The 5769-nt window shown below is 44.4% G+C and carries 7 protein-coding genes; 2 read left to right on the forward strand and 5 right to left on the reverse strand.

Features of this window, described 5'->3' with window-relative positions:
• Positions 1-186: 186 nt before the first annotated feature.
• Entirely contained in the window at positions 187-1146 is a 960-nt protein-coding gene (locus IQ270_RS27430) for a nuclear transport factor 2 family protein (RefSeq protein ID WP_193976314.1), read from the reverse strand.
• 213 nt (positions 1147-1359) lie between these two features.
• On the opposite strand from IQ270_RS27430, the gene murG reads away from it, so the two are divergent.
• Together murG and IQ270_RS27440 are read left to right on the forward strand one after the other, a co-directional pair.
• A complete protein-coding gene (gene murG, locus IQ270_RS27435) occupies positions 1360-2424 on the forward strand; it encodes an undecaprenyldiphospho-muramoylpentapeptide beta-N-acetylglucosaminyltransferase (protein ID WP_193976320.1) in 1065 nt (354 codons plus the stop codon).
• 52 nt (positions 2425-2476) lie between these two features.
• The gene (locus IQ270_RS27440; RefSeq protein WP_193976315.1) at positions 2477-3091 is read left to right on the forward strand and encodes a hypothetical protein; all 615 of its coding nucleotides are present in this window, start codon (positions 2477-2479) and stop codon (positions 3089-3091) included.
• A gap of 504 nt (positions 3092-3595) precedes the next feature.
• On the opposite strand, the gene IQ270_RS27445 is transcribed toward IQ270_RS27440, so the two are convergent.
• From IQ270_RS27445 to IQ270_RS27460, 4 genes are all read right to left on the reverse strand, one after another.
• Positions 3596-3787: a hypothetical protein gene (locus IQ270_RS27445; protein WP_193976316.1), complete on the reverse strand. Its 192-nt coding sequence runs from the start codon at positions 3785-3787 to the stop codon at positions 3596-3598.
• Positions 3771-4220, reverse strand: a complete 450-nt coding sequence (locus IQ270_RS27450) for a Panacea domain-containing protein (RefSeq protein WP_193976317.1) — start codon at positions 4218-4220, stop codon at positions 3771-3773. The genes IQ270_RS27445 and IQ270_RS27450 overlap by 17 nt, the downstream gene beginning before the upstream one ends.
• 55 nt (positions 4221-4275) lie before the next feature.
• On the reverse strand, positions 4276-4872 hold the full coding sequence (gene ureG, locus IQ270_RS27455) for an urease accessory protein UreG (RefSeq protein WP_193976318.1): 597 nt from the start codon (positions 4870-4872) through the stop codon (positions 4276-4278).
• A 79-nt stretch (positions 4873-4951) separates the two neighbouring features.
• Positions 4952-5665 (reverse strand): urease accessory protein UreF, encoded by a 714-nt coding sequence (locus IQ270_RS27460; RefSeq protein ID WP_193976319.1) that lies wholly within the window; start codon positions 5663-5665, stop codon positions 4952-4954.
• Positions 5666-5769: the final 104 nt, after the last annotated feature.

Here is a 5769-nt window from a genome sequence, read left to right on the forward strand (position 1 = left end):
ATTGGTTATTGGTTATTGGTTATTGGTTATTGGTTTTTGTTTATTGGTTATTGGTTATTGGTTATTGGTTATTGGTTATTGGTTATTGGTTATTGGTTATTGGTTATTGGTTATTTGCTAGCAATTCCCAATTCCCAATTCCCAATTCCCAATTCCCAATTCCCAATTCCCATAACACCTATTTTATTACTTGACAACCCGCAATCGCACGCTAACCGTTGCAATTCCGCCTTGCCGCATCAACACTGCTGAAATCCAGCGATTTTCTGGCGTAGCGGGAGCTGTACCTACTTTAAAAATCCCTCCTGAATTCAGCAACTCCAGCTCGACTTCTGACGACTTAAAAAATGTTTTTTCGGTAATCGGTTCCTCCACAACAGTTCCTATTAAAATATCATCGCCGATCGGCTCTCGAACAATGACATCAAAATTGTACTCTTCCCCTACCTTCACTTGCTCTGGCAAATTCACTTGAACTGTGGGAGGATTTTTGCCAGAAATAAGCTGGGTTTGTTCTGCTAAAATTTCTTGCTTAACTATTTTTTCACCTTCAAAACGCTGCTGAGAACGGATAGTAGCTTTGAGATTTAAGTCTATCCCATCTTTTTTCTGAGTGCCAGTAATTGTAGTTACAGTTTCAGCGACAATCGCGCTACCTTCGGTTGTCCAAGATTTGAGTTCGGTGCGGTAATTTAAATTGGGATATCGCTCCCAGAGTTGGGTGAGGGCTTTTGCCATGACGCGGCTGTTTAAGCCGTCAGAATGAGTGAAATTCTGGCTGTAAAATGCCATGACTGCTTTGACATTGCGCTGGTTGGCTGCTGCGTCAATTGCTGTTAGCAGTTTGGTGAGTGGGGCGGGCGCATTGGCTGGGGTTTGGACGATCGCCCCTGGAGTCGCCCCTGGAGTCGCCCCGATCGCACCAATAGCTCTGACAGCAGTCGGATGCAGCACGCCAGCACTTACCGCTGTAAAACACCACAATATTTGAGCGATCGACAGCCCGCAGTTACAGCCAAATACGATCGCCCGTTGGCGCAGCCCGCCCCTACGGGGGCTGCGCCAACGAACAGGATCGGCTTTTTCGTCCCGACGGCTGGAAAAATACTGAGATACACTTGGCACTAAATTCAACAAATTACGCATTAGATGATACTTTGGTTATTTATCAGGGGTCGCGGCGCGGGCAATTGTTCGCCTGCAACGAAAAACTGACAACGGATGCAGGGATACGGCAAAATCTAATTTTAGATTGCTGATTGAAAATTGGCTGAAACTGCCGGAACAATAAGCATAATAATCTAAAACCTCCTATCTAAAATCACTTTACCTGTGGAACTTGTAACAGAAACAAATACCTTGACAAAAACCCCCCTGCGGTTGTTGGTTGCAGCTAGTGGCACGGGAGGACATTTATTTCCGGCGATCGCCACCGCTGCCGAATTGCAGGACTGTCAGATCGAATGGCTGGGAGTCCCAGACCGCATGGAAACCCAGTTAGTTTCATCCCTTTACCCCCTCCACACGATCGCCGTCGAAGGCTTCCAGCACCGATTTGGACTCGGTACAGTGCGAATTTTGGGCGGACTGCTCGGCTCGATCCTTCAGGTGCGGAAGTTGCTCCAAGCTGGAAATTTTCAGGGAGTTTTTACCACCGGCGGTTACATCGCAGCACCGGCAATTCTGGCGGCGCGCTCTTTGGGTTTGCCGGTGATTCTCCACGAATCTAATGTTTTTCCCGGAAAAGTGACGCGCTGGTTTAGTCCTTTTTGCAGTGCTGTGGCGATCGGATTTGCAGCAGCAGCCAAGCATTTACCCAGGGCGAAAACCGTGGTTGCGGGTACGCCGGTGCGATCGCAATTCCTCGCGCCGCAACCTCTAAAGTTTCCAATTCCTGACAGCGTACCTGTAATTTTAGTCATGGGCGGTTCTCAAGGTGCTGTCGCCATCAATCAGTTAGTGCGCGAGTGTGCTCCTGCTTGGTTTGATGCCGGTGCTTGGGTAGTTCACCTCACCGGAAATAATGACCCGGATGCTGCAAGTTTAAAACACGAGCAATATTTGTCAATGCCATTTTACGACAATGTGGCGAGTTTGTTGCAGCGAGCAAATTTAGCAATTAGTCGATCGGGTGCCAGCGCCATGACAGAATTAGCTGTTACCGGAGTACCTTCTATTTTAATTCCTTATCCTCACGCCGCAGACGACCACCAAAGATTTAATGCCGAAGTATTTGCCGCATCAGGAGCCGCCGTAGTATTCCGTCAAAGCGAACTCACAGCAGAAGTATTGCAAAGCAAAGTGCTGTATCTATTAAAAGATTCCCAATATTTAGCAAAAATGTCTCAAGCTGCTTCTGAACTAGCCGTGAGAGACAGCGGGGAACGTTTGGCAAATTTAGTCAAGGAACTGGTGGTGCAGTAGGGAGTGTTAAAGTAAATAGGCGATCGAGAATTTGTAACCAGGAGAAAGTCAAATGGCATACAGTGACTTTAATTTAGACAGAGTATTGAAAACCTTTGACTTAGCTTATTCTGAAATAGTCGAAATCTTCACTCCTGCACCAGAGTTAGAATACAGCAGATTGCTGACAGAAACTTTGCAAGAAAATCTGCCTGTAGCTCTCGGTAGCAATACAGAAAAATCGCGTTCTGAACTGATTATCGCACCGATTTTAATGGAAGTGAGAAAACTTTTGCACCATCGCGTGAGCTTATTCTCTGGCATTGACTTTACTGTAGATGCTGAAAGAGGGCTGAATGGAACTTGTGATTTTCTGATAAGTCGATCGCCAGAATTGCTGATTGTAAAAGCCCCAGTCATTGCTCTTGTAGAAGCTAAAAAGGAAAACATTAATTCTGGATTGGGACAGTGCATAGCTGAAATGCTAGCAGCTAAAATCTTCAACGAGCGCGAAGGTAATCAGATTACCACAATTTATGGGGCTGTCACTACAGGAGATAGGTGGAAATTCTTAAAACTGGAAAAAGAAGCGGTTTTTGTTGAGATCGGCGAAACTTTGCTAAGCAATTTGGGTAAAATTTTGGGAATTTTAGCATTTGGAATGGACGATAGTGAAGTGGAAACTTAACATAAAAACGTAAAACCTATTTTAACGAATTCTTTTTAATGAGGATAAAGCGTAAAGTCTCTATCCAGCCAAATAATATAAAGCACAGCCCCATCTCGATAACCAACCATCGGAGCCATCCCGCAAAACCGAAAACCAATAAAATTTACATCATCCTTAAGATGGCTAGGAATAGCCACTATAATGGAACTTTTAACAATCTTCTCATAGCCAGAGCGGTGACGGCCAGAAGCATTAATCTGGCTCCAGGTAAGCTGACTTAGGAATGAAAATTTAATAACTTAAGCGATTGCTCGTTACCAGGCTCTGCCTGGTAATGCAGATAGGCGAGGCTCTGCCTCCTTCGAGGAAAGCAACTTACAGGAGAGAGGACGGTAGGAGGTGTTTAAGTTATTAAATTTTCGACCCTTAACTTGTAGAGAGTAAGCTGTTCTGCATTTAAACTGCACAGTCAAAACTTGATAAAGTTCTTGTGGGGTGTCCCGCCCGCACGAAAAATGAAATTTAGATGTCGAACAGCTTATCTGCAAAAGCTGCCTTTTTATCTTTTGTACACTGAGAAAGAGAGTAATCTTTATTCATGTATCGCAAACAAAATAAAGGCGACTGCTGCTCTGGCGGTAAATCAACAGTTTCCCTAGCTGAAATCTTGGTTCTTTTTTCTTGCCGCTGATTTGCCTTAAACTGCTTCTTCACAATTGAGTTGAGTCTTAAAGTATTCCTGAAGCGATTGACGAGTAATTGTACCGCTATTTTGAGCCGCAAATTTCCAGGGATATTCTTCTTGCGTCATGTTGCGTAACTTCCATGCAGCAAACTGCCCAAACACGGAGTAAACTTCATCTAGCAGGCTCTTAGTTTCTTCCTCATAAATCGAAAAGTCTATATCTTCAGGACATGGAATTGCACCAGCACCATACTTTTTATAGTGACGGTATAAATCAAGAACAACCGGCCCGTGAGTCCATGCTTCTATTGCTTCAGGAAATAGCGGTTCGTCGTACAAAGCTAAATGAAAGCCTTGAGCATAGTAAAGCAATTTCTGAAGTTTGAGATTAGATATCAGATCGCCAGCATCTTCACTTACCTGAGCCAAAAAGTATTTGGCTGCATCATCACAACTCAGCATAACTTACTTGGTAGTCATTAAACGGCTTATTTCCATGATACTAGATGCGATCGGCCTAGGCGACATTCAGCTTCACAAAATCAACCACCGATTCTAACCCTTCCTTTGTCTTTAAATTAGTAAAAACAAAAGGTTTCTCCCCGCGCATTTTTTTAGCATCCCGTTCCATCACCCCCAAATCTGCTCCCACAAAAGGCGCGAGGTCTATCTTATTAATCACTAATAAATCCGATTTAGTAATTCCCGGGCCGCCCTTGCGCGGAATTTTATCGCCCGCAGCCACATCGATTACGTAAATTGTCAAATCCACCAACTCCGGGCTAAAAGTTGCCGCCAAATTGTCGCCGCCGCTTTCGACAAAGACTAAATCTAAATCAGTGAATTTGTGTTCTAACTCTTCTATCGCTACCAAGTTGATCGAAGCATCTTCGCGAATCGCCGTGTGGGGACAGCCGCCAGTCTCTACGCCCAAAATTCGATCGCTCTCCAAAGCTTGACTGCGAACCAAAAACTGGGCATCTTCCTGAGTATAGATATCATTAGTAACAACCGCAATCTGGTATTGCTGCCGCAGCGCCTTGCACAAAGCATCAAGCAAAGCAGTTTTTCCCGAACCAACCGGGCCAGCAATTCCTACACGAAAAGCACTCATAGCGATTTTAGATTTTAGATTTTAGATTTTAGATTTTGAATTTTAGATTTGGGATTTTGGATTTCAAATTGTCTGATTTTTAACTGCGAAACAACCGAGTGTACTGAGTTTCGTGCGCCATGCTAGCCAGTCCCAATCCCCAACTGCAACTAGCAATATCATCATCTTCTAATTGTAAAACTTCTTGCGCCGTACAACTAATTTGAGAGTGCAAATCTAACAGTAACTGTTGACCGGATGTTTGACCTAGAGGAATCAGCTTCACGCCCGCACTCGCCAAATTTGCAGCCCAACTGTACAAATATCCTAACACGGCCGCCTCCTCTTCAATCTGCCAACAGGCCGCAGCAATCCCAAAGCCGATCGCAAAATTGCACGGATTGCCACCAAATTCCACCAAATCTTTTACACTTGTTGTTAACACAGCAGAAACGGGCGATTCCCTGCGGGATAGCTTCGCTTCACGCAAATCCAACAGCAACCTGATCAAAGTCCGTCCCATCTGCCAACTTTGCAAGCGCAACTCTTCCGTTTCCTTAGCAGCAGTCGCCCAAGCATTCCAGTAACTCAAAGCCGTCAAATCCCCAATTTGAGCCGCCCTCAAAGCCCGTATCGCCACAGCAGCTTCTACTCGCACCGCCCCGAATTGCAGCGAATTTTCCAACCAATTCCTCAAACTACTCTCGCTGTCGATCGCACCGGTTTCTACCAGACTTTCAATTCCCTCAGAATAACTATAAGCTCCCACAGGCGCAAAAGCTAGCTGCAACAAACATAAAAGTTGATTGTTCACTGTTGTTATTTGTTATTTGTTATTTGTTATTTGTTATTTGTTATTTGTTGTTTGTTATTTGTTACTTGTTGTTTGTTATTTGTTATTTGTTATTTGTTATTTGT

It is taken from the genome of Microcoleus sp. LEGE 07076, from assembly GCF_015207455.1.
In the GTDB taxonomy this organism is placed as follows: Bacteria; Cyanobacteriota; Cyanobacteriia; order Cyanobacteriales; family Microcoleaceae; genus Microcoleus.

What these genes read in the sequence shown, in the direction of transcription:
- ureG (WP_193976318.1), bottom strand. Translation starts at nt 4,872, where the DNA reads ATGAGTGCTTTTCGTGTAGGAATTGCTGGCCCGGTTGGTTCGGGAAAA.
- IQ270_RS27450 (WP_193976317.1), bottom strand. Translation starts at nt 4,220, where the DNA reads ATGCTGAGTTGTGATGATGCAGCCAAATACTTTTTGGCTCAGGTAAGT.
- IQ270_RS27430 (WP_193976314.1), bottom strand. Translation starts at nt 1,146, where the DNA reads ATGCGTAATTTGTTGAATTTAGTGCCAAGTGTATCTCAGTATTTTTCC.
- IQ270_RS27440 (WP_193976315.1), top strand. Translation starts at nt 2,477, where the DNA reads ATGGCATACAGTGACTTTAATTTAGACAGAGTATTGAAAACCTTTGAC.